Origin of the sequence: Wielerella bovis (assembly GCF_022354465.1) — a bacterium.
Lineage (GTDB): Bacteria > Pseudomonadota > Gammaproteobacteria > Burkholderiales > Neisseriaceae > Wielerella > Wielerella bovis.
In genome coordinates, this window is record NZ_CP092361.1 from 1,747,872 (window position 1) to 1,770,969 (window position 23,098).

Annotated in this window: 21 protein-coding genes; 8 read left to right on the forward strand and 13 right to left on the reverse strand. The window is 43.3% G+C overall.

Going from position 1 to position 23,098, the window contains the following annotated elements; genetic code table 11:
- Positions 1-39 precede the first annotated feature (39 nt).
- From hemN to MIS45_RS08555, 4 genes are all read left to right on the forward strand, one after another.
- The gene (gene hemN / locus MIS45_RS08540) at positions 40-1,575 is read left to right on the forward strand and encodes an oxygen-independent coproporphyrinogen III oxidase (RefSeq protein ID WP_249450216.1); all 1,536 of its coding nucleotides are present in this window, start codon (positions 40-42) and stop codon (positions 1,573-1,575) included.
- Between the two features lie 90 nt (positions 1,576-1,665).
- Positions 1,666-2,931, forward strand: coding sequence for an RsmB/NOP family class I SAM-dependent RNA methyltransferase (locus tag MIS45_RS08545; protein WP_249450217.1), 1,266 nt, complete (start codon positions 1,666-1,668; stop codon positions 2,929-2,931).
- A 121-nt stretch (positions 2,932-3,052) separates the two neighbouring features.
- Positions 3,053-3,652, forward strand: a complete 600-nt coding sequence (locus tag MIS45_RS08550; RefSeq protein ID WP_249450218.1) for a hypothetical protein — start codon at positions 3,053-3,055, stop codon at positions 3,650-3,652.
- Positions 3,653-3,667: 15 nt separating this feature from the next.
- Positions 3,668-4,081, forward strand: coding sequence for a DUF695 domain-containing protein (locus MIS45_RS08555; RefSeq protein WP_249450219.1), 414 nt, complete (start codon positions 3,668-3,670; stop codon positions 4,079-4,081).
- A gap of 185 nt (positions 4,082-4,266) precedes the next feature.
- On the opposite strand, the gene MIS45_RS08560 is transcribed toward MIS45_RS08555, so the two are convergent.
- Positions 4,267-5,490, reverse strand: coding sequence for an aromatic amino acid transporter (locus tag MIS45_RS08560; RefSeq protein WP_249442215.1), 1,224 nt, complete (start codon positions 5,488-5,490; stop codon positions 4,267-4,269).
- Between the two features lie 167 nt (positions 5,491-5,657).
- Positions 5,658-6,143 carry an adenylyltransferase/cytidyltransferase family protein gene (locus MIS45_RS08565; protein ID WP_249450220.1) on the reverse strand — a complete coding sequence of 162 codons (486 nt, stop codon included), beginning with the start codon at positions 6,141-6,143 and terminating at the stop codon, positions 5,658-5,660.
- A gap of 200 nt (positions 6,144-6,343) precedes the next feature.
- Between MIS45_RS08565 and MIS45_RS08570 the strand changes: the two genes are divergently transcribed.
- Positions 6,344-7,057, forward strand: a complete 714-nt coding sequence (locus tag MIS45_RS08570) for a B3/B4 domain-containing protein (protein WP_249450221.1) — start codon at positions 6,344-6,346, stop codon at positions 7,055-7,057.
- Positions 7,058-7,333: 276 nt separating this feature from the next.
- On the opposite strand, the gene MIS45_RS11485 is transcribed toward MIS45_RS08570, so the two are convergent.
- Complete coding sequence (locus MIS45_RS11485; RefSeq protein ID WP_430472136.1) at positions 7,334-7,411, reverse strand: hypothetical protein; 78 nt, start codon at positions 7,409-7,411, stop codon at positions 7,334-7,336.
- A 90-nt stretch (positions 7,412-7,501) separates the two neighbouring features.
- Between MIS45_RS11485 and pseG the strand changes: the two genes are divergently transcribed.
- Positions 7,502-9,067 carry a UDP-2,4-diacetamido-2,4,6-trideoxy-beta-L-altropyranose hydrolase gene (gene pseG, locus MIS45_RS08580; RefSeq protein WP_249450222.1) on the forward strand — a complete coding sequence of 522 codons (1,566 nt, stop codon included), beginning with the start codon at positions 7,502-7,504 and terminating at the stop codon, positions 9,065-9,067.
- Between the two features lie 91 nt (positions 9,068-9,158).
- Here the strand turns inward: pseG and MIS45_RS08585 are convergent, their stop codons facing one another.
- The 8 genes from MIS45_RS08585 to MIS45_RS08620 form a co-directional block, all read right to left on the reverse strand.
- A complete protein-coding gene (locus tag MIS45_RS08585; RefSeq protein WP_249450223.1) occupies positions 9,159-10,043 on the reverse strand; it encodes a carbohydrate kinase family protein in 885 nt (294 codons plus the stop codon).
- Positions 10,044-10,288: 245 nt separating this feature from the next.
- Positions 10,289-11,380, reverse strand: a complete 1,092-nt coding sequence (gene ychF / locus MIS45_RS08590; RefSeq protein WP_249450224.1) for a redox-regulated ATPase YchF — start codon at positions 11,378-11,380, stop codon at positions 10,289-10,291.
- Positions 11,381-11,508: 128 nt separating this feature from the next.
- Positions 11,509-12,408: a DMT family transporter gene (locus MIS45_RS08595; protein WP_249450225.1), complete on the reverse strand. Its 900-nt coding sequence runs from the start codon at positions 12,406-12,408 to the stop codon at positions 11,509-11,511.
- Between the two features lie 30 nt (positions 12,409-12,438).
- Positions 12,439-13,239 (reverse strand): pyrroline-5-carboxylate reductase, encoded by an 801-nt coding sequence (gene proC, locus MIS45_RS08600; protein WP_249450226.1) that lies wholly within the window; start codon positions 13,237-13,239, stop codon positions 12,439-12,441.
- A gap of 91 nt (positions 13,240-13,330) precedes the next feature.
- The gene (gene pyrC, locus MIS45_RS08605) at positions 13,331-14,365 is read right to left on the reverse strand and encodes a dihydroorotase (protein ID WP_249450227.1); all 1,035 of its coding nucleotides are present in this window, start codon (positions 14,363-14,365) and stop codon (positions 13,331-13,333) included.
- Positions 14,366-14,397: 32 nt separating this feature from the next.
- Positions 14,398-15,456, reverse strand: coding sequence for a DNA polymerase IV (gene dinB / locus MIS45_RS08610; protein ID WP_249450228.1), 1,059 nt, complete (start codon positions 15,454-15,456; stop codon positions 14,398-14,400).
- A gap of 160 nt (positions 15,457-15,616) precedes the next feature.
- The gene (gene iscX, locus MIS45_RS08615; RefSeq protein ID WP_249445626.1) at positions 15,617-15,811 is read right to left on the reverse strand and encodes a Fe-S cluster assembly protein IscX; all 195 of its coding nucleotides are present in this window, start codon (positions 15,809-15,811) and stop codon (positions 15,617-15,619) included.
- Between the two features lie 116 nt (positions 15,812-15,927).
- On the reverse strand, positions 15,928-16,803 hold the full coding sequence (locus tag MIS45_RS08620; protein ID WP_249442229.1) for an NAD(P)H-hydrate dehydratase: 876 nt from the start codon (positions 16,801-16,803) through the stop codon (positions 15,928-15,930).
- A gap of 148 nt (positions 16,804-16,951) precedes the next feature.
- Between MIS45_RS08620 and MIS45_RS08625 the strand changes: the two genes are divergently transcribed.
- Complete coding sequence (locus MIS45_RS08625; protein WP_249450229.1) at positions 16,952-17,737, forward strand: lysophospholipid acyltransferase family protein; 786 nt, start codon at positions 16,952-16,954, stop codon at positions 17,735-17,737.
- A gap of 351 nt (positions 17,738-18,088) precedes the next feature.
- Here MIS45_RS08625 and MIS45_RS08630 read toward each other — a convergent pair whose 3' ends face one another.
- On the reverse strand, positions 18,089-19,642 hold the full coding sequence (locus tag MIS45_RS08630; RefSeq protein WP_249450230.1) for a glycosyltransferase family protein: 1,554 nt from the start codon (positions 19,640-19,642) through the stop codon (positions 18,089-18,091).
- Positions 19,643-20,063: 421 nt separating this feature from the next.
- Between MIS45_RS08630 and mnmC1 the strand changes: the two genes are divergently transcribed.
- Positions 20,064-21,650, forward strand: coding sequence for an FAD-dependent 5-carboxymethylaminomethyl-2-thiouridine(34) oxidoreductase MnmC1 (gene mnmC1, locus MIS45_RS08635; RefSeq protein WP_249450231.1), 1,587 nt, complete (start codon positions 20,064-20,066; stop codon positions 21,648-21,650).
- A 220-nt stretch (positions 21,651-21,870) separates the two neighbouring features.
- Here mnmC1 and MIS45_RS08640 read toward each other — a convergent pair whose 3' ends face one another.
- Positions 21,871-22,995: an FUSC family protein gene (locus tag MIS45_RS08640; protein WP_249450232.1), complete on the reverse strand. Its 1,125-nt coding sequence runs from the start codon at positions 22,993-22,995 to the stop codon at positions 21,871-21,873.
- Positions 22,996-23,098 lie beyond the last annotated feature (103 nt).

Sequence of the window (23,098 nt, forward strand, 5' to 3'; positions counted from 1 at the left end):
GCAAGTTTTAGTCCAAAACAAAATACAAGCTACTACACAATGAAAACTATTCATATAGCACAACACGACCACACACTTTTTGACTTCGACCGAGAACTGATTGCCAGCCTACCTGCCAATGGTCCGCGTTACACCTCATATCCCACAGCCGACCGCTTTCACGATGGTTTCAGGCTGCCTGAATATACAAAAACATTAGAGAAAACATTAAAAAATAATGATGAACCCGTTTCATTATATGTACATATTCCATTTTGCAATGTAATTTGCTATTACTGCGCGTGCAACAAAGTCATTACCAAAGACAGCAGCAAAGCCGATGAATATTTAACTTATTTGGAAAAAGAAATGGCTTTGCTCAAACCGCATTTGCACGGCAAACACAAATTGGCACAATTACATTTTGGCGGTGGTACGCCCACGTTTTTGAGCGATGAACAATTGGAGCGCGTGTTCAAAATGATACGCGAACATTTTGAATTGCTGCCAGATGGCGAATATTCCATTGAAATTGACCCGCGCAAAGTGAGCCGTGAAAGCGTGTTCAAATTGGGCAAACTGGGTTTCAACCGCATGAGCGTGGGCATTCAGGATTTTGACCCGAAAGTTCAGGCTGCCGTGAACCGCATTCAAACGGTGGAAGAAACCAAAGAAGTGATTGAAGCCGCACGAGCAGCAGGTTTCAAATCCATCAGCGTGGATTTGATTTACGGTTTGCCGCATCAATCGGTGGAAAGCATTAAACCGACTTTGGACACCGTTTTGAACGAACTGAATCCCGACCGTTTGGCTTTGTATCATTACGCGCATTTGCCACATATTTTCAAACCACAACGCCGCATTGACACTGAAACCGTGCCGTCCAGCGAAGAAAAATTGGATATTTTGCAATACGCCGTGCATTTGTTGGACGAAAAAGGCTATGTGTTTATTGGTATGGACCATTTTGCCAAACCCGAAGACGAATTGGCGATTGCGCTGAAAGAAGGTCGTTTGCAACGCAATTTTCAGGGTTATTCCACTTATGCCGATTGCGATTTGGTGGCGATTGGCGTGTCCAGCATTGGCAAAATCGGCAATACATACAGTCAAAATCAACGTTCATTGGAAGACTATTATGCGGATTTGGACGCAAACAAATTGCCGATTATGCGCGGTTTTCAATTAAATGATGATGACGTATTTCGCCGCCAAATCATTCAAGATTTAATGTGTCGCTTTTCATTGAATTTTAATGATTATGCCGATGAATTGGCACAAAGGCAGCCTGAAAACAGCGATTCAGGTTTTGATGCGGCAGAAGTCGCGCACATGAAAAAAATGGCGGAATTAGGCATTATTAGCGATGCTTTATTGGGTCGTTTTGATGCGCCCAAAACGCCATCGTTTAGCGAATATTTTGCCGATGAAATGCCCGATTTGCGCCAACTTGCCGAACGTGGCTTGATTGATTTGCGCGATGATGGTTTAACCGTTACTCCCAAAGGTCGTTTCTTAATCCGCAATATTGCGATGGTGTTTGATTATTATCTGCGCCACAAAGAAACCCACGCAAAATATTCACAAACAGTATGATTTTCAGGCTGCCTTATCGTTGCGAAGGCAGCCTGAAAACATAAAAAACCGTTAAAATACGTCCCATTTTTATCTACACACAAAATTATCATGAACGCAAATCAACTGAACCATACCGCCCAAGTTTTGGAAAATATGCTAACTTTTCAACAACCTGCTGACGCGATAATTTCTGCGTATTTTCGCAATCATCACAAACTAGGACGCGCCGACCGCCACGAAATCGCGGAAACGGCGTTTGCAGCATTGCGCCATTATCAAAAAATTACATCGGCTTTGCGCCGCCCCCACGTTCAGGCGCGAAAAGCAGCATTGGCGGCTTTGGTATTGGGTCGCAGCTTTAATATCAATCAGTTAGAAGATATATTAAACGAAGCAGATGGCGAAAAGGAATTTTTAAGCAGCCTGAAAGCGCGTAAAGCGGAATTTTCAGGCAGCCTGAACACGGTGGCGGAATTACCCGATTGGCTGATTACACGTTTACAAGTTCATTGGGAAGATGAGCAAATTCAAGCCTTTGGGCGCAGCGTGGCACAATCCGCTCCTCTTGATGTGCGCGTGAACACGCTTAAAGGCAAACGCGATAAAATTTTGGCACAACTGCAAACCGAGTTCCCCAAAGCCATCGCCACGCCATACGCGCCGCATGGTATTCGTTTCCCCGACAAACCTGCGTTAAATAAACATGAATTGTTTTTAAACGGCACTTTGGAAGTACAAGACGAAGGTAGTCAATTATTGGCGCACTTGGTGGGCGCGAAACGTGGCGAGATGGTGGTGGATTTTTGCGCGGGTGCGGGCGGTAAAACGTTGGCAATCGGCGCACAAATGGCAAACAAGGGGCGAATTTATGCCTTTGATGTTTCAGAAAAACGTTTGGCAAATTTAAAACCGCGCATGACACGCGCAGGTTTAACCAATATTCACCCTGAACGCATTGAAAGTGAGCATGACCCACGCATTGCGCGATTATACGGCAAAGCTGACCGTGTGTTGGTGGACGCGCCTTGCTCAGGCTTGGGAACGCTGCGCCGTAACCCTGATTTAAAATATCGCCAATCGCCCGAAACCATTGAAAAATTATTGCAACAGCAGCAAAATATTTTGCAGGCTGCCAGTCAATTGGTGGGCGCAGGTGGGCGTTTGGTGTACGCAACTTGCAGTGTATTGCCCGAAGAAAATGAAATGCAAATTGCCGAATTTTTGGAAAATAATCCACAATTTGAGTTGGTCGATTGCAGCGAATTGTTATCCGCACAAAAAATTGATTTGAATACAGGGCAATTTTTAATACTGAATACGGCTGCACATGGTACAGATGGCTTTTTTGCGGCGGTGTTGCAACGTAAGGCATAATTTCCAAGTTATAATCAGTTAAAATAAAGCAAGGAGACAGCGACCGCCGTGTACAAAAATAAGTCCATAAAGAAAACTAGCAATGCTGTATTATTTTAACTGACTATATAAGGAAATCATCATGTTAAACCAATTAATCGAGCATAAACAACAAGCACAAGCCTTTTGGCAAGCATGGCTAGCGGCATATCCCAGTTTCCAAAAATTACCTGCTCGCGAAATCGTGGAACAAAGCAATGATATTTTGCAAGCATATCTGCCCGACATTGCGTTTGAATTGGAAAATGCCAATTTGTCCGCTAGCGACAATGCATTTACACACAGCACCATCGTGTTTACTGCACATGGTGTCATGGACAAATTCATTCAAGTACAAGCGGTTTGTGAGCAAGCTCCCGACAATTTACCTTGTGCCATACGCGGTTTCCGCCAAGCCATGCCAAATCCTGACCAATTTATGATAGGTATGAACGATTTTGATTTGAGCGTGAGTGATATTGTTGTGAAATTGGACGAATGGTGTGAAATGCCTGCGCTGGAAGTGGTGTTTACCAAAACAATTGATGATGAATTTTTGCAGCATGCACAACATATGACGTTTATTATGCTTGACCATGTGTTAGGCGAATGGAACAGCGCGGTTAAACTGGGAACGGTAGATTTTATGGAACAAGCCGATGAGGATTTTGAACCGTTAAGTATGCTGCCTGAAAAATTGTAAACTATGTGGCTGGCAATGGGACGAAATGGTATTTATCCCGAAGAATGTGGCTATGCGGTAGCACAAATTGAAGAAGACGAGGGGCAAGATGCGTTATTTTTCAGACGCAATCAGTCGGCAAACAGTTTATTGGGACGCGCAGACATGGCATGGGTGGTATCCATAACTTGTCAAATTGCGGGAGATGATGATGCTCAGGCTGCCTATGATTTGCAAGATGAATTTGAAGCCTATGCTATTCAAAATCAACAAGGCATTGATACTTTGAGCTTAATGAATTTATCACAAGGCGAACGTACTGTGTTTGCGGTAACGTCTGAGCCAGAAATTTTGTTGGCACAAGCACAGAAATTGTGCGAAAAATTTGCTCATTTGAATGCGCAAGCATATTGTGAATATGACCCAAATTGGGCACATTATCGTCAATGATTTTTTCAGATTGAAATCTTTACGCAATCCCAAAATTGTAGGTTAGATTCTTGAATCCGACATTTTTTATATTTAATAACAATTTATTTTTTAAACTGTTAGATATAAGTATCCAACCTACAAATTTTCAGGCAGCCTGAATAGATTTTGTAACTATTTCAGGCTGCCTTTTTGTATCCAATCAATTAGCCTTTAAATACAGGCAAAATATCTGCCCGACTGAGTAATTGTGCGGCAATATTTATTACGCCAAATGCAAACACCCAGATGACCATGCCCATACCACCATACACGCGATAACCTTTGCCCATACCATGTTTTTTGCGTGATGCATGCAATAAGAGAGCAGGAACCAAACCTGTCCAAACCGCTGCTGCCAAACCAACGTAACCAATCACGGCAACAAAACCCAATGGATACAATAAGCACGCAATCAAAGGCGGTAAAAAGGTAATTGCGGCAGCTTTGGTGCGACCTGCGCGGCTGTTATCAAAACCAAACAAATCACTCAAATAATCAAACAAGCCCAAAGTTACACCTAAAAATGATGACACAATCGCCATATATGAGAAAAATGACAGAATTTTGCCCATGCTCCCTGTGCTGAGAAATTTGGATAATTCTGCAATCAAAACGCCAACATCACCATCAGCTTGAATCACGGGTGCGAAGGCAGAACGCGGTAAATTGCCGTGAATGGCGATTTGCCACAAAATGTAAATAGCAAACGCAATCAACGTACCAATCCACAAGGAACGTGCAACTTTGGGAGCATTACCTTCAAAATATTTGTACAAACTGGATACGTTGCCGTGGAAACCGAATGATGCCAAACATACGGGCAAGGCGGTACCTGCATAAATCCAATATTTAGTATCAGCTGGTGCAACAGAATCCAATAAAACAGGCAGTTGTGCGTGTGATAACAAGCCACCAGTTGCCCAAATAAACGTTAAAACCATACCGCCAATTAATACGCTGGTTAATCTGTCTACCGCCTTGGCTGACCACCATACACAGCCTGCAAAAATCAGAAAGAAGACAATTTGTCCAACCCATAATGCTTGCCCACCCAATGCGTTTGCGGTCAAATTACCACCCACAAAAATATAGGCATAGGTCAGTAAATACAGCACAAAGGCAACGGCAACGCCATTGACAATGTTCCAACCTTGTCCGAGCAAATCGCGCACCAGCGTGTCAAAACTGGCACCACTGGGATAATGTGTGTTCACTTCCAAAATCATCAGCCCTGATGTGAGCATGGAAAACCATGTGTACAACAGCACCAATAACGAGCCGATAAACCATACGCCCGAAGTTGCAGTAGGATTGGCGAGCATACCTGCGCCAACAATCGTACCTGCGATAATCATCGCGCCGCCGAAGAGAGAGGGTTGCTTGTTCATACGTTTTCTTCTTTCTATGTGGTTGATGGAGTCGGTTAAAATAAAAAATACTATAACTTTGTACACGGCGGTTTCAGCCACCTTATTTTTATTTTAAATGACTATATTGATGAATAAAGATTTTCAGGCTGCCTTATAATGCAGCATAAATGCAGCCTGAAAATACATTATCCGCGAATTTTTGCCAATGTTTTGGTGGTAGATGTTTGATGTAAAAATGGAATGCTGTGTACACTACCGCCACGCGCCAAAGTTTCCGCCGCACCAACAATGTTTTCAGGCTGCCAATCGCCACCTTTTACCAACACATCGGGTTGCAGCAAAGCAATCAAATCCGCAGGGGTATCGCTGTCAAACCATGTTACACAATCCACGCTTGCCAATGCCGCCGCGACTGCCGCACGATTTGCTAGTGTATTGATTGGGCGGTCATCGCCTTTGCCTTGCCGTTTAACCGATTCATCGGTGTTTAACGCCAAAATCAAGTACGCGCCCAATGCTCGCGCTTGCGCCAAATAGGTTACATGCCCACGATGCAAAATATCAAAACAACCATTGGTAAACACCAGCGGACGTGGTAAATCGGCTAATTTTTTCGCCAACTGTTCAGGTGGCAAAATTTTGTGTTCAAAATCGGGCAAAGGGTAATTCATAACAAACTTTCGTATCGGAAATCTGGATTATATAGCGGATGCTGCGCGAATTGTAAGATTTTTGTTAATTGGCGTTGTTGTTTGTAAACAGGTTAATACAATCACAAAAAAATCAAAATAGGCAGCCTGAAATGTACTAATTGTTTTTTCAGGCTGCCTTATATTAAAATGTATTTTTTCAAATATATTCAGGTTGATATATGACACAACAATTTATTGCAGAATCAAGTTTTTGGCAACTATTCCCTCAAGCTCAATTAGCAGTTTTGGTATTGGATAATGTGAATAATCAAGGCGAATCCAACGCAAAAATAACAGATTTATTGGCGCACGCAAATGAGGCTGCAAAAAAGCATTTAACTGCCGAACAATTAAGCCAAAATCTAGCAGTAGCAGTATGGCGTGAGGCATACCAAAAATTTAAAACAAAAAAAGGTGTGCGTTGCAGTATTGAAGCCTTATTAAAACGCGTGGAAAATGGTAAGGGGGTAGGCTGCATCAGTCCATTGGTGGATATTTACAATGCAGCAAGTTTAACATTCGCCCTGCCTTGCGGTGCGGAAGATGTGGATACATTTGTGGGCAGCCTGAAATTGCGTATAACTGAAGGTGGTGATGAATTTTTGGCATTGGGCGATGAAGAAAATTCCCCTACTTTGGCAGGCGAGTTGTGTTATACCGATGATGTTGGCGCGGTATGTCGCTGTTTTAATTGGCGTGATGGCAAACGCACAATGGTTACTGAAAATACGCGCCGTGCATTTGTGATACTGGAATATCCCAACAGCAGCCGTGAAGCAGATTTACGCGCAGCATTAGATTTTATCGCTCAACACGTACAAACAGAATTAGGCGCAACGGTTGTACAGCAAGTCATTTTAACGGCAGATGCACCAAGTGTTTCTCTTCTATAATTTTGTTTCAAAAAAAACATTTTAGGCAGCCTAAAAAATAATTTAATCAAATCTACATTATTTTCAGGCTGCCTATGTTTGATACAAAAGCAAGTGTAAGAACCTGTATTCATAAGATTGATTGCTTGATTTTATTGCCAATTTTTGCGGATACAAGGCGACTTTTCATGCCAATATCGAACATATTGGCATGAAAAGTTAACGCAGTAGGCGCATAAAGTGGCGATAAAAGCAAGTTATTAAGATTGTGAATACAGGTTCTAAAATAAATTGTCATTAGCCCCTAAATAAAAAATGAATCGCATCGTCATTTTGTGCGACATATTCTTTGCTTTCAGTACACATTTTGCCCATCTCTTTCGCTTTGGTTTCGCCAACAAGCACTATAAAATCAGGATAAACATATCAAATACCCATATTCAGGCAGCCCGAAAGGACAAAATCATGAAATTCATCATTCGTGCCGATGCATCATTACAAATTGGCAGCGGACATATTATGCGCTGTTTAAGTTTAGCAAAAGTTTTGCACGAACAAGGACATAGCATCCGATTTATTTCACGCAAACACACAGGACATTTAGGCGATTTTGTCGCACAACAAGGTTTTGAATGTATCCTGCTGCCCGAAATTTCGCCAAACACCACTTTTGTCCCACCACAAAACGCATTGGCACACGCCGCATGGCTTGGCACAAGTCAAGAACAAGATATGGCAGAATGTTTACCCTATCTGATTGATTTTTCGCCTGATTATTTGATTTGCGACCATTATGCGCTGGATGCAGAATGGGAACGTGCCGCCGTTGCCGCAACCCATGCCAAATTACTGGTCATAGACGATTTGCATGACCGCCGCCACGTCGCTGATATTTTGCTTGACCAAAACTGGGGGCATTCTGCTGCTCATTACATTGATTTGATTGAACAAAAATGTCATGTATTGGCAGGAACACGTTATGCTTTGTTGCGTGATGAATTTGCCCAATGGCGTGAACGCAGTTTAATACGGCGCACACCAATTTCAGGCTGCCCACAACATATTCTCATTAATTTAGGAGGCGTAGATAAAGACAATCACACACTTACCATTTTGAAAACATTAGCAAAACATCAAATCCAAGACCAAGTAACCGTTGTTATGGGCAAAACCGCGCCACATATTGCGGCTGTACAAGAATTTGCTGATACCGCGCCATTTTCCTGCCAAGTGCTTGTTCATACACAAAATATGGCGGAATGGATGACGAAAGCAGATTGGGCGATTGGTGCAGCAGGTAGCACTTCTTGGGAACGTTGCTGCTTGGGCTTGCCGACTATTTTGTTGGTTATCGCAGATAATCAACGCAAAATTGCACAACAATTACAAGCGGTTGGTGTCGCATATGCGTTGGAAAGCAATGAAATTGAATCTCAAACTTTTTCAGATATGCTGGCACACATTAAGCAGCCTGAAAACTTGCTTGCCATGAGCCAACGTGCCACAACTTTATGCGATGGTTTGGGAGCAAAACGAGTAGCAAACTATTTGATGCAACAGGATTTTTCAGGCTGCATTCGTCCCGCTCAGTTAGCGGATAGTCGTTTATTGTACACTTGGCGCAATCATGCGGATATTCGCCGTTTTATGCTGCACACCGATGAAATTGCGTGGGAAACACACGAAAAATGGTATGCTGCACAAGAAACCAATCCCGATTATATTTTATTGATTTATCAAGAAAATGATACGCCATTAGGCAGCCTGAATTTTACACGCGTACAAAATAATCTGTGGGAATGGGGTTTTTACGCCGCACCCAATGCACCGCGTGGCACAGGAACAAAAATGGGACGTTTGGCATTGGCGTATGCCTTTTCGGAATTAGCTGCCGATGAAGTGAGTGGGCATGTATTGCCTCATAACGTGGCAAGTTTGCGTTTACATGAAAAATTGGGGTTTGTACGGCAGCCTGAAAATGGCGACGGTTTGGCACATTTTAGATTACGCGCCGATACATTTTTATGGTAAACAAGGCAGCCTGAAATCTTGGCAAAATCCTTAATTACACAAAACTGTGCGACAAATGAGGATTTTGTAAAGGTTTCAGGCTGCCTAATCTTTATGCTTTCGGATTGATAAACGTTAAAATTTCGTCCATACTAACCGCAGCAGTCGCACCGCGTTTAGAAGCGACTAAACTTCCCAATGCGCAAGCAAATGTTAAAATATCTTTAGGTTCAGCGCCTTGCAAGAATTTATAAATAAATCCAGCCAAGAAACTGTCGCCAGCACCAACCGTATCCACTACCTTAACGCAATAACCGTGATGCGCGTGGATTTCGCCAGCGCGATAATACAATGCACCATGTCCACCTAATGTGATACAAATATGCTGCGTTTTGGTTAAATCAGCAATAAATTGAATATTTTGTGCCATGCTATGATAAGGCGAACCAAACGCAGCTGCCAATTCATACAACTCTTCATCATTCAACTTAATCAAATCTGCTTGTTTCATTGCTTCCAACAAACAGTTCAATTCATAATGCGGAGCACGCAAATTCACGTCAAAAATCTTGAACTTGGCGCGTGGTAACAAGGTATTCAAAGTAGCACGAGAAACGGCATCACGTAGAACCAAACTACCATACACCAGCACATCGGAATCCGCTACGCGTGCCAATGCAGCTTCATTTGGCACAATTTTATCCCATGCACAAGGATAAACAATATCATAAGTTGCGCTACCCGAATGATTAAGCGTTACTTTAACCAAACTGGTAGCTTGCTCATCATCTATTTGTATCAAATTGGTTGACACGTTTTTCGCTGCGATTTGTCGCAATAATTCTTCACCATCCGCATCTTTGCCGCAACGGCTGATGATACTCGCATCTACGCCAAATGATGCCAATCGTGCCACCACATTCAATGGTGCACCGCCCAAAACTTTGCCGCTGGGTAAATCGTCCCACAGCACTTCGCCATAACTGCTTACTTTCATGTTTCATCCTTGTGGATAAGTAATTTTGTGAAGTGTATTGTACACACAAGCATTGGCACAAATTTGTGTATGACTTGTGGATAAATCAATTAATTGCTTGTTTTATATTAATAAATATTATTTGCTTAAAATTTAGGCAGCCTGAAAAATATGTTCATTTAAGATTACTGTACGCTCTACTCTTACGCATACAAAGTAAATTTTCATACTTAAAACCCATTATTTTCAGGCTGCCTATTACTTTTTTATACATTAAACAAGAAATGAATCACATCGCCATCTTGCACAACGTATTCTTTACCTTCCGCGCGCATTTTGCCTGCTTCTTTCGCTTTCGCTTCACCACCCAGCGCGATGAAATCATCATACGCAATCACTTGGGCGCGAATGAAACCGCGTTCAAAATCGGTGTGAATCACGCCAGCAGCTTGCGGTGCGGTGTCGCCTTTTTTGATTGTCCACGCACGAACTTCTTTCACGCCAGCCGTGAAATAGGTTTGTAAGCCCAACAAATCGTAACCTGCACGGATTAAGCGATTCAAACCTGCTTCCGCCATGCCCATTTCTGCCAAAAATTCGGCTTTTTCCGCATCGTCCAATTCTGCGATTTCGCTTTCCAATGCCGCGCAAATGGCGACAATCGGCGCGTTTTCGCGTTTGGCTAATTCGGTCAATTTGTCCAAATGGGGGTTGTTTTCAAAGCCGTCTTCCGCCACATTCGCCACATACATGGCAGGTTTTGCCGTCAATAAAAACAAGGGTTTGAGCAATGCCAAATCGTCTTTGTCCAAACCGAATGCGCGGATTGGCTTGCCTTCGTTCAAATGCGGCAACAGTTTTTCCAAAATGGCGACCAGTTTTTGTGCGTCTTTGTCACCTGCTTTGGCGCGTTTGCCTTCGCGCAAAATGGCTTTTTCCACGCTCGCCAAATCCGCCAATGCCAATTCGGTGCCAATCGTTTCAATGTCGGCAATCGGGTCAACTTTGCCCGCAACGTGAATGATATTGTCATCGTCAAAACAACGCACTACGTTCACAATCGCATCAGTTTCGCGAATGTTCGCCAAAAATTGATTGCCCAAACCTTCGCCACGACTGGCACCTGCCACCAAACCTGCAATGTCCACAAATTCCACAATCGCTGGCTGCATTTTTTGCGGATTGACGATTTTCGCCAATTCGTCCATGCGTGGGTCGGGAACTTCTACAATGCCCACATTCGGCTCAATGGTACAGAAAGGGTAGTTTGCCGCTTCAATGCCTGATTTGGTTAAGGCGTTGAATAAAGTGGATTTGCCCACGTTTGGCAAACCGACAATGCCGCATTTTAAACTCATGTTATATTCCTGTTTAGAAAATAAAAAAACGTCTTAATTTTAACACAAAAGGCAGCCTGAAAATGTTTCAGGCTGCCTTTTGTTTTGAAATTTAAATGTATAGTGGATTCACTATATAAAGAAAACTTTTAAAATTTTGATGATTTTTCAGGCTGCCTGAATCGTTTGCCTATCCATTGTAGTGGTAGTCGGTACACCAATAAGCCAAAAATAATCAGACTGCCACCAAGTGTTTTCTGCCAAGTGAGTGTTTCGCCGAGCAATATCACGCTGAAAACAAAGGTCCACACGGGTTCAAGCACCATAATCAATGCACCGTTACCAATCGGACAAAGTTTTTGTGCGTAGGTTTGCAGTAAAAAACGGGCGTTGGTAATGAATAAAATGGCGATGAATAACCAACCATAACTCGCAGCAGAGAGTGGAAAATGCCATGTTTCAAAACCAATAGAATAGATGCTGCATACCAAACCTGCTGTACCCAGCTGTATGGTGGTCAGCGGCAAAGCGGGCATATTTTTGGAAAATTGGTTGTTCAATACAAAAAACAGTGCGCTGGCGATGGATGCCGCACCAAATAATAGGCTACCTAACGACATATGCCACAGCGGTCGTCCTGAATTGAGCAAATACAAACCGCTGGCGGCAATGGCGAGCGAAATCCACAACATACGTGAAGGGGTGTGGCGAAACAATAACCATGAGAGCAGCGGAGCAAGCAGCATGGATAGACTGAGTAAAAATGCGCCTTCGCCAAAATGTTGGCTATGCGCAACACCTTGTATCCACAAGAAAATATTAGTGGTAAACGCAGCACCCACAGCGGCAGCACGGAAAATTTGGGCACGTTGCAACTGGCGAATTTTTGGCAAGGCAAACGGCAAAAACAATAATGATGCGCCAACAAAGCGTATCCCTAAAAAACCTGCTGGTGGCAGTTCTTTGAGTGATGCTTTGGAAACAAACCACCCTGCAGCTGCAAATAGGGTTACGATAAAGAGCATAAATTCGCCACGGTATTTGTTCATGATATGTTTATTTAAAATTATTCTGAATATTTATTGTGCTTCAAATAAATTGGCTAATTCTTGCGAACGTTTGGCGGCGGCTTGTGTGCCATCGCATAAATGTTCAGCGATTTGATGCAGCCTGAAAACGTCCAATGCAGCGGCGGTGGTGCCTCCTTTGGAAGTAACTTTGTTTTGCAATGTGGCTAAATCTTCGCCTGTTTGTTCTGCTAATGCGACTGCGCCTTTGAAGGTTTGGATGCTTAATTCACGCGCTTGTTGTGGCGCAAAACCAAAATTTTGTGCCGCTTGTTGCAATGCGTTCATCAAGTAAAACACATAGCCCGAACCGCTGCCTGAAATGGCGGTGATGGCGTGAATTTGCGCTTCGTTATCCAGCCAAATGGTGTGGCATGATGCGGCGAAAATGGTGTGGGCGATGGTTTTGTCGGCATCGGACAAATGAGCGGGCGCGAATAAACCTGCGATGCCTAAACCAATTTGCGCGGGCGTGTTGGGCATAGCGCGAATAATGCGCGTGTTGCCACCCAAATAACGCGATATAGTGGCGATAGAAATGCCTGCCGCCAACGAAATAATCAATGCGCCATTGGTTTGAACATCGGCGCAAGCAGTTTGCATATCTTGTGGTTTAACCGCCAAAATCAGCACATCATCGGCGTGCAATTCGGGCAGTTTTTCGGATACGCTGATGCCAAATTGGGCAGCAAGGGCTTCGCGTTTGGCTGCACCGCGATTGGCAACGTGAATGGTGTTGCTGAATGATTGGCGTTGCAAACCTGCGATAATCGCGCTTGCCATATTGCCACCACCGAGAAAATAGAGTGTCACGATATATCCTTGTTATATATGAAATATTTAAGATAAAAGACAGCCTAAAAAAGATAAAAATTTATTTTCAGGCTGCCTGAAACATCAAAATTTATTCAATAAGCGACCAAGCAATCTCTTCGCCAGCGCACATCGGCACCACCACACTCTCGCCAAACTGCACACTTTCGGGTACATGCTGTGGCTGTTTGACCAAAGTGATTTGACGCGAATTTTCAGGCAGCCCATAAAAACGCGCCCCATTCTGGCTGGCAAACGCTTCCAATTTATCCAACGCGCCCGCCTGTTCAAAAATCTGCGCGTACAACTCAATCGCCGTCATCGCGCTAAACATGCCTGCACAACCACAGGCATTTTCTTTGGCGTGTTTTGGGTGCGGCGCGGAATCCGTTCCCAAGAAAAATTTATGCGATTTGTCCCCAGTAACCGCGTCCAACAAAGCCTTGCGGTGCGTTTCGCGCTTGATAATCGGCAAACAGTAAAAATGCGGACGCACGCCCCCCACCAAAATATGATTGCGGTTATACATCAAATGTTGCGGCGTAACCGTTGCCGCCACATTGTCGCCCGACTCGCACACCAAACGCGCTGCTTCGGCGGTGGTGATGTGTTCAAAAACCACTTTTAAATTGGGTACTTGCGCCAAAACAGGTTTCATAATCCGTTCAATAAACACCGCTTCACGGTCAAAAATATCAATTTCAGGGTCGGTTACTTCGCCGTGCGCCAAAAATAACACACCCTGCGCCGCCATTTCTTCCAACACAGGCAATAATTTAAACAAATCCGTTACGCCACTATCCGAATTGGTGGTCGCGCCAGCAGGATACAATTTGAAGGCAACAATCCCCGCTGCTTTTGCTTCACGTACTGTGTCAGGCGTGGTTTTGTCGGTCAAATACAAACACATCAAAGGCTCAAATGTGCAATGTTCAGGCGTGGCAGCCTGAATTTGTTTTTTATACTCAAGGGCTTGGGCAACCGTAGTTACAGGCGGTTTCAAATTGGGCATCACCAAAGCGCGACCCATTTGCCGCGCAGTGTATGGCACGACCGATTTCATCGCGTCGCCATCACGAAAATGGACATGTAAATCATCGGGTTGGATAATGGTTAAGGTTTGCATATTTTTTCCTTGTTTATCAAATAATTTATTTTTCAGGCTGCCTGAAACAATTCAGGCTGACTACCCTCAGGTTGCAAATGGCTAACACCCAAACCAATCAAACGAAATTCGCCTTGTGGCATTCGGTTGGCTAATTGCGTGGCAGCCTGAAATAACGCATCGCGTTCTGGCAGGACTGCAGAATAAGTTTGCGAACGCGTGAAAATTTGAAATTCGCTGGTTTTTAATTTCAAGGTCAGCGTGTGTGCGTCAATGTGGTGGCGTTGCATTTGTTGCCACAAATCGGTTGCTAAATCAAATAAATAATGGGGTACATCGTACAAAGTAATGTTTTCAGGCAGCGTGATTTCGGTAGAAATTTGCACGCGCTCGCGTTCAGGTTCAACAGGTCGCTCGTCCACACCGCGTGCCAAATCATAGAGCCGATAGCCAAATTTACCAAATAAATTCAACAATTCGCCGCGTGAAATTTGACGTAAATCGCCCACAGTTTGCCAACCGAGCGCATTCATTTTCTGCTGCGTTTTTTTGCCTACGCCCCAAATTTTTCCCAATGGTAAATCGTGCAAAAAATCTTCGATTTCATGCGGTTGCACCACAAATTGCCCATTGGGTTTGCGCCAATCGGAGGCGATTTTGGCGATGAATTTATTCGGCGCAATGCCCGCGCTGGCGGTTAAACCTGTTTCTTGCCAAATTTGGGCGCGGATTTGTTTGGCGATTTGGTTGGCATAGGGAATATTTTGTTTGTTTTCCGTTACATCTAAATAGGCTTCGTCCAATGAAATCGGCTCAATTAAATCGGTATGCAGCCTGAAAATGGCGTGGATTTGCTGTGAAACTTGGCGATATAAATCAAAATGTGGCGGCACAAAAATCGCTTGAGGACAAAAGCGTTTAGCCGTTGCAACCGACATGGCGGAGCGCAAACCAAACGCGCGTGCTTCGTATGATGCGGCGCAAATGACACTACGCGCCGTATCCCACGCCACCACCACAGGTTTGCCGCGCAAATGGGGTTGCTCGCGTAATTCTACCGATGCGTAAAATGCGTCCATGTCTATGTGTATGATTTTTCGGGTTTCACTCATTTTCAGGCTGCCTTTATAGTCATTTAAAATAGAAATAAGACAAGGTGACAGCGACCGCCGTGTACACCTAGTATAGTGAATTCACTATATCATTAGCCCTATCATGAATATGCTATGTATTTAAAGGCAGCCTGAAAACTTTTCAGGCTGCCTATATGCATTATTCTGCTTCTTGAATCCACGCTTGTTGTACCGCTTCTAAAATACGCTCCCCACAATGTGCAGGGTCATCATCAAAATCGGGAAGCGCGAGAATCAAATCACGCAGTTGGGTAAAACGAATGGTTTTGGGGTCAATATCACTATGTGCATCAAACAATTCTTCGGCGATGCGTTGAGTGTCTGTCCATTTCATAATGTATCCTTATGTGTTGATTTTAATAGACTAAACAAAGGTTACTGACGTATGCTGTCAGTAACCTAATATTTTATTCGTTAATGTGTTTTCAGGCTGCCTGAAGTGATGTTTGGTTACACAGCTGTCAAACGATTGCGTAACCAGCGTACAGCAGTAGCAATTTCATCTGCCAGCAAACCAATTGGACCCACTTGCGCACTTGCCAAGATTTCCGATGCTGCACCATGTAACCAAACCGCTGCAGGTACAGCCTCTTCTGCCACAATGCCTTGCGCCAATAAGCTACCAATAATACCTGCCAATACATCGCCACTACCTGCAGTAGCCAAACCTGCATTACCACTATTGTTCACATGCAAGAAACCACGCGCCGAAGAAACTACGGTTTCATGTCCTTTCAATACCACCCAGCAACGATAACGGCTAGCAATTTCACGCGCTGCCCAAGCACGATTACTTTGCACTTGATTGATGCCCATATTGAGCAAATAAGCAGCTTCACCTGGATGAGGCGTTAAAACCAAATCAGAACGTTTCATCGGTGGAAATAATTTGGAATGGTCTACCAGCAAATGAATAGCATCTGCATCCAATACCAACTGTGGTTTGCTACTATTCCACAAAGCATGTAATGCCCGCGCGGCGCTTTCTGTTTGCCCCAAACCGCAACCAATGACCCATGTATTAATATCTTCACGTTTAACCAGATTAGCTGCCGTATCTAACATTAATTCTGGGCGATGCGAATCAACAGGCATTGGCAAAGTGTCTTGATTGAAACCCACAATCACTTTACCGCAGCCTGAATACAATGCGGCAGAACCTGCCAATAATGCGGCACCAGCCATGCCTTCTGCACCGCCAATCACACCAACCATGCCAAAAGTACCTTTATGGCTATTTGCTGCGCGTGGCTTAAGCAGGGAAGGATAAAATTCTTTTGCGTGTTGTGCGTACTGTGTTATTCCGGGTGGTAGAGTGTTAAACATAGAATAAGACCTTAATTTCAATACAAATTTATTGCAAAAATAGGGTATGACCAAATTTTGCATACATTTTGATAATTTTAACACATTTCGCTGCACAACTGCGCATCTACTTGTTAGAATGCAGCGTCTTTTATTGAGCAATTTTCTTATGGCTATCAAAACTTCTTTTTGTACACGCGTGATGCGTATTATCAAATTATTAGCATGGTTGTACGCAACGGGTAAACGCTTGGGACGGTTGGACGGTGCGACATTAGAACAACGTCATCAAACATTGCGTGATTTGAGTGTGGCGTGTTTGAAAATTTTGAATGTGCATTTGGATACACGTTATCACGCAGAAAAGCAACCGAAAACAGGTTTATTGATTGCAGCAAATCATGTATCGTGGTTGGATATTTTTGTTTTATCAGCTTTGTATCCTGCCAGTTTTATTGCCATGCAGGAAATCAAAAAATGGCCAGTCATCGGTAAAATTGTTGGCAATGCGGGCACCGTGTTTATTGACCGCAGTTCGCGCAAAGATATTGATGTGATTAATGCAGCCATTTCGCAAGAATTGGAACGCGATGGCAATGTGTGTTTTTTTCCCGAAGCGCGGACAACTTTGGGTAATGGCGTGTTACCTTTGAAAGCAGCATTGTTTCAGGCTGCCTTAAACAGCAATCAAGCGGTACAGCCAATTGTGTTGCGTTATTACGATAATCAAACTCGCACTCAAGCGGTTTCTTTTGCAGGCATCAATTTGCTGCGTTCTTTGTGGCAGATTGTGTCCATTGAGCGGATTGATGTGAAAGTAGATGTGTGTGCACAAATTTTGCCAAGCAGTTTGGCAGAGCAAGACCGCTTTTTGATGAAAGATGAGGTGGAACGTTGTTTGTCGGAAATTGTGTTATTGGATAGTCCTAAACCTAATAAAATTTTACCAGAGTAAAACTATAGAGGACTGATGATAAACAACTACGATAAAAAGGCAGCCTGAAAACAGATTTTCTAGGCTGAAACTTTTGCAAAATCCAAGACGGCATGTCGGATTCTTGAATCCGACTTTTTTCATATTTAACAAGATTTTATTTTTATTTATAGTGAATTCACTAAATCAGGACAAGGCGACAGCGACCGCCATGCACACGTAGTACATAAGGAAGCTGGCAATGCTATACTGGTTTAGTGAATTCACTATAAAATTTGTTGAATACAAGTATCTGACCTACAACTTTAGGCAGCCTGAAATAGGTTTAGCAAAGGTTTCAGGCTGCCTTGTAAATTATTATAGTTCATATTTTTATCGTACAGTTTGAATGTGTTCACGTACTACTTCGGCTGCAAGTGTCAAGGTTTCTTGCCATGTTGCCAATGCGTGTGGTGCATGGATATTGAGCACACTGGGATACCATAAATTGTGTTTTTTCCCCACAATACCCCAACGCCAATCGTAAGCATCGCTAGACAAAATAACGGCAGCAGGGATATTCATTGCACCTGCTAAATGTATTACGGCATTGTCGGTGCTGACGACAAAATCCAAATGCGACATGATACTTGCGGTATCGATAAATGTGTGTAAGCGGTCGGCAAAATGCAGAATATGATGTTGTTGCAACCATGCACGTTCTTCTTCTGACAAATCTTTTTGTAGGCAAAACCAATCTACATTGGGCACATTTTGAATTAATGTATCCAAATCAGTTATTTGCGTAATAGAACGTACTGCATCTTTCAGGCTGCTTCTCCATGCCAAACCAATGCGCGGACGCGTACTTTCGGCAAAATCGTTTTCAAATGTGTTACGTTTGGCTTCGGGAATAAAAAAATAGGGGTGGCGCTTGGGAATTTCTTTGAATGGTTTATCAAAACGAGCGAGTAAGCCATAGGGAAATTCCCAGTAGTCAAAATCGGGCAGTGTGGTTTGCCATGTTGCCGCATCTAACACCAAGTCAATATCGGGGTGTGTTTGGAATAATTCCACATTGGCAACATCTGCCAACACAATCAGTTTAGCTGCACCCAAATAGCGTTTGAAAAAATGCGCCAGTTGCATAAACATGATTTCGTTACCCAAACCAAATTCGTTCCAAATAACAAACGTTTTGCCTTTGAGTGATTGGCGTTTCCATTTTTTGGCTAAAATATTATCGCCTTCTGGTGGATACTGTGTGCGCTTATTGAAAGTAATATCCACCAATGCTGCTTCGCGCATTTTAAAACCGTGTGGATAATCTTGGTTTTGCAACAAAAGTTGAGCTTGCAAAATTTTAGCGATAGGTGTTTGTTGGCACAGATAAAATTGTTCACTAATGTGTTCGGTTAAATGCGCCCACCCCATACGTTGATACAACAAAAATAATTTTTGATATATGCCCCAGTTATTGGGATACCATGCCATTGCTTGTTGATACAAACCCAATGCTTTGCCATATTCTTGTTTGGCTTCGCTTTGCAAAGCATGCAGCAATAAATAATCTTGACTGGTTGGTGAGTAAGATTTTTTGGTCATAACAAACGAATGATTACCCAAAGGTTGTAAATCACTTAATACTGGGTTAGCAAGCATAATGGCTTGTTCCAATGGCGCAATTTGATTACTTTGCACATACACTTTACCATTGGGTTTCACAACACGCAGCCAATGCAAATAGGCTTCAGGCGGGGCATTTTGAACGTATTCCTGCGATACCATTACTGCATCGTAATATTCATTAGGAATGGGTGTAAGATAATAAATAAAATCAGGCTCGCCATCTTGTACGGTTACATTGGCAGAATGAGGAGCTGGATTAAAATGCTGAATATAGCTTTGGTTATCATTGGGCGCAAGTAAAAGCCAGTTGAGTTCCATACGAATAGCCTATTTGGGTAAGTATCTAAATGATGAGTGTGGATTGCAGCAATAATAATGCCATTAAAATGCGTTTTTGACAAAAAATATGCAAATCATCAAAAAACAAATTCATATTTAGGCAGCCTGAAAGCCATCATTGTTGAACATAAGAACAAATAAAATGACTGCAACTACCATGTATCAAGAGCGAACGAATAAAGTAACAACACTAAACTAGTTTTATTTAAAACAAACATGTAGTCAAGATAAATAGTCATTTTTTATTTAACAGACCTATTTTGAAACAGATAGTAACATTACCTAGCTTGCCACTCAATTAATTTGAGTTATTCAGTATGATATTTTCAAACCAATGCATATTGACAAATAAAACGTACATTATATATTCAAGTTTATCAACCTTTCAGGCTGCCTGAATATGACCCCAATCTACGCATGGGCAACCCTGCCCACTCTTACCGAATTACACGATTTTCTCGTGCAACATCAACATGCTAAACACATGGTTGTGTGTTTGCAAAATACCCATTTTCCCACTTTCAGGCTGCCTGAAAACGCCAGTAATAGCCAAATCCAACTGTTGCAAGATTGGCAGGAAGCCACGCGCTGTTTGGTGTTTGATGCGGTCAACTATATCGCCCAATGGCAGCCTGAAACCGATTTGTGGCTCTTACCCGAATATGCGGCACAACATTTACACGAACATTTCAGGCAGCCTGAAAACATCGTTTGGCAAACCGAATTTGTGCCACAAAATGCCACAAAATCACTTAAATCATGGCAAAGGCAGCCTGAAAATACCATCACACCACAAAATGTGCTGATTATCGGCGCAGGTATTGCAGGCGCGGCAACCGCTTATGAACTGGCGCAACGTGGCGCAAAAGTCAGCGTATTGGAACGCGCCGAGCAAGTCGCACAAGCAGGTTCTGGTAATCAACAAGGTTTGCTGTATGCCAAAATTTCCGCGCACCACACCGAGCAAACCGAATTGCTGTTGGCGGGATATGGCTACACGCGCCGTTTGTTGCAACGCCTGTTTCCTGAACAAAATGTGTGGGGCGCGAGTGGCATTTTGCATCTGAATCACAACGCCACCGAAACGCAACGCAATGAAAAATTGGCACAAAATACCCATTATCAACATTTGTATCGCCCTGTATCTGCCGCGCAAGCCAGCCAAATCGCGGGCATTCCCATCGCGCAAGATGGTTTATTTTGGCCACAAGGCGCGTGGCTCAATCCGCCGTCTGTGGTACGTGCGCTGTTGCAACATGACAATATTACGTTGCACACGCAAACCGCCGCGCAACATATTTGGCACGATGGCGAAAATTGGCGCGTGCAAAGCAATCGGGGCGAATTTGTCGGCAGCCACATCGTTTTTTGTACAGGCGCAGACAACGCGCAAACGCCGATTATTGGCGATTTTCCGTTTCAAGTGATACGCGGACAAACCAGCGTTGCTCGCGCCACACAAGGCAGCCTGAAACTGCAAACCGCTTTATCGGGCGCATCGTATATTTCCCCAGCGTGGTGTGGCGAACATTGTTATGGCGCAACCTTTATCAACAACGATGCCAGCAGCGAGTGGCGCAGCGCAGACCATATCCGTAATGGAGAAGAATTGGCGCAACTCAATCCTATTTTGTACGATGAATTAATCAACAATAGGCAGCCTGAAAAAGGACACGCTGCTGTGCGTTGCGATAGCCATGACCATTTGCCCGTTGTAGGCGCATTGGGCGATGTGGCTGCCATGCGCGATGTGTACGCCAAATTTGCGCTGGACAAAAATTACCGCATCAATACGCCTTGTCCTTATTTGTCCCATGCCTACACCAATACCGCGCACGGTTCACGCGGTTTAGCGACTGCGCCTTTATGCGCCGCCGAAATTGCCGCGCAAATTTGTGGCACAGCACAACCTTTGTCGGAACGATTACGGCAAGCAGTTAATCCTAATCGTTTGATTATTAGGAAGATTGTTTATGGGAAAAGATAAGGAAAGGCAGCCTGAAAACTCGTAGGGCGGATACTTGTATCCGATAATTTTGAAATAAAATTAAATATTTGCTAAATATTCAAAATATCGGATTCAAAAATTTGCCTTACTATAGTGGATTCACTAAATCAGGACAAGGCAACAGCGACCGCCGTGTACACCTAGTACATAAGGGAGCTGGCAACGCCGTACTGGTTTAGTGAATTCACTATTTTGGGTTTTACAAAGATTTCCGACTATATTTTTTCAACCGCTTGCATTCGTTGGGCGTAAGCCATTTTTCGCGATTATCTTGTAGCAAATCCACAAAATAAGCGAGTTCACGCTGGATATTTAAACTTGTCCACACGAAACCTTGTGTATCAAATGGCAATTTGGCAGCAAGTTGGCGAATAGCAACATCATTAGCCAAATTAATGTGTATGGTTTGTCGCCATTCGCCACGCAATAATAATGATGTGAGCCGCAAATCGTGTTGTATGCTAAAAAAATGTTGTGCCAGTAGCTGCTGCTCTTCGTGAGATAAATGTGGTTTAGGTAGGCGCATTACGTTTACCAACATTAAATGAATATTGCTGATGATGCTGCGATGAATTTGCTGCATGGTTTCCAATGTTTCACTATCCATACCACTTTCCAACGCGGTGGCAGTCATCATGCTACGCGCTTTGACCAAACGTGCATTGATGGTGCGCTGCTCCAAAATCAGCGCTTGCCATTGTTCGTGATGCATGATTTTGTGTTCGGTTACAGCAGAAAATTGCTTGGCGCAAGCAGCAAAATTATCAGATGTGGCAAATCGCCATACCATTGTGGCTTTGATGGGAATCAGTCGCGAAATATTCAACGCAATAATCGCACCAATAATCACATTAGCTGCGCGCAGTAAACCTTCATGTATCCAATTATCGCCAGCATGCCCAAGCATCATACAAATGGTTAAACCTGCAAGCATAGCGGCATAACCGTGTTTGCTGAGCGAATAAAAACCACAAATGGCACTTAATATTGCAATAATCAGAAAAAATACGATGTTGTGATGTAAAAAATATTCATTGATGCCAAGTAATGCCAAGCCAATCGCCATGCCAATAATTGTCCCCAAAATGCGTTCAAGTGCTTTTTCAGAAATAGACCCTTGATACGGAATGGTGCCGAGTATGACAAAGACAGTTATCGGTATCCATTCGCTGTGAGATAAACGAAAAATGTAGCCAAGCAAACTGGCACACACCACAGCTAATCCCAAACGCATAGCATGAATATTGCGTTGAAATTGATAACGTTTATAGGGATTTGCCCAGTTGCTTATCCATGTTTGAAGATGAAAATAATTGCGTATCATGGCTTTCAGGCTGCCTTTTTTTGGGACAGATATTGTAACTGATTTTATCTAGCAGCCTGAAAAACACTTTTTGCTATAATGCCACTTTCTCTTATTTGGTCTG

Bases quoted from the DNA above. Each gene is read 5' to 3' on its own strand.
- hemN (WP_249450216.1), top strand. From the start codon at position 40: ATGAAAACTATTCATATAGCACAACACGACCACACACTTTTTGACTTC.
- MIS45_RS08545 (WP_249450217.1), top strand. From the start codon at position 1,666: ATGAACGCAAATCAACTGAACCATACCGCCCAAGTTTTGGAAAATATG.
- MIS45_RS08550 (WP_249450218.1), top strand. From the start codon at position 3,053: ATGTTAAACCAATTAATCGAGCATAAACAACAAGCACAAGCCTTTTGG.
- MIS45_RS08555 (WP_249450219.1), top strand. From the start codon at position 3,668: ATGGGACGAAATGGTATTTATCCCGAAGAATGTGGCTATGCGGTAGCA.
- MIS45_RS08560 (WP_249442215.1), bottom strand. From the start codon at position 5,490: ATGAACAAGCAACCCTCTCTCTTCGGCGGCGCGATGATTATCGCAGGT.
- MIS45_RS08565 (WP_249450220.1), bottom strand. From the start codon at position 6,143: ATGAATTACCCTTTGCCCGATTTTGAACACAAAATTTTGCCACCTGAA.
- MIS45_RS08570 (WP_249450221.1), top strand. From the start codon at position 6,344: ATGACACAACAATTTATTGCAGAATCAAGTTTTTGGCAACTATTCCCT.
- MIS45_RS11485 (WP_430472136.1), bottom strand. From the start codon at position 7,411: ATGGGCAAAATGTGTACTGAAAGCAAAGAATATGTCGCACAAAATGAC.
- pseG (WP_249450222.1), top strand. From the start codon at position 7,502: ATGAAATTCATCATTCGTGCCGATGCATCATTACAAATTGGCAGCGGA.
- MIS45_RS08585 (WP_249450223.1), bottom strand. From the start codon at position 10,043: ATGAAAGTAAGCAGTTATGGCGAAGTGCTGTGGGACGATTTACCCAGC.
- ychF (WP_249450224.1), bottom strand. From the start codon at position 11,380: ATGAGTTTAAAATGCGGCATTGTCGGTTTGCCAAACGTGGGCAAATCC.
- MIS45_RS08595 (WP_249450225.1), bottom strand. From the start codon at position 12,408: ATGAACAAATACCGTGGCGAATTTATGCTCTTTATCGTAACCCTATTT.
- pyrC (WP_249450227.1), bottom strand. From the start codon at position 14,365: ATGCAAACCTTAACCATTATCCAACCCGATGATTTACATGTCCATTTT.
- dinB (WP_249450228.1), bottom strand. From the start codon at position 15,456: ATGAGTGAAACCCGAAAAATCATACACATAGACATGGACGCATTTTAC.
- iscX (WP_249445626.1), bottom strand. From the start codon at position 15,811: ATGAAATGGACAGACACTCAACGCATCGCCGAAGAATTGTTTGATGCA.
- MIS45_RS08620 (WP_249442229.1), bottom strand. From the start codon at position 16,803: ATGTTTAACACTCTACCACCCGGAATAACACAGTACGCACAACACGCA.
- MIS45_RS08625 (WP_249450229.1), top strand. From the start codon at position 16,952: ATGGCTATCAAAACTTCTTTTTGTACACGCGTGATGCGTATTATCAAA.
- MIS45_RS08630 (WP_249450230.1), bottom strand. From the start codon at position 19,642: ATGGAACTCAACTGGCTTTTACTTGCGCCCAATGATAACCAAAGCTAT.
- mnmC1 (WP_249450231.1), top strand. From the start codon at position 20,064: ATGACCCCAATCTACGCATGGGCAACCCTGCCCACTCTTACCGAATTA.
- MIS45_RS08640 (WP_249450232.1), bottom strand. From the start codon at position 22,995: ATGATACGCAATTATTTTCATCTTCAAACATGGATAAGCAACTGGGCA.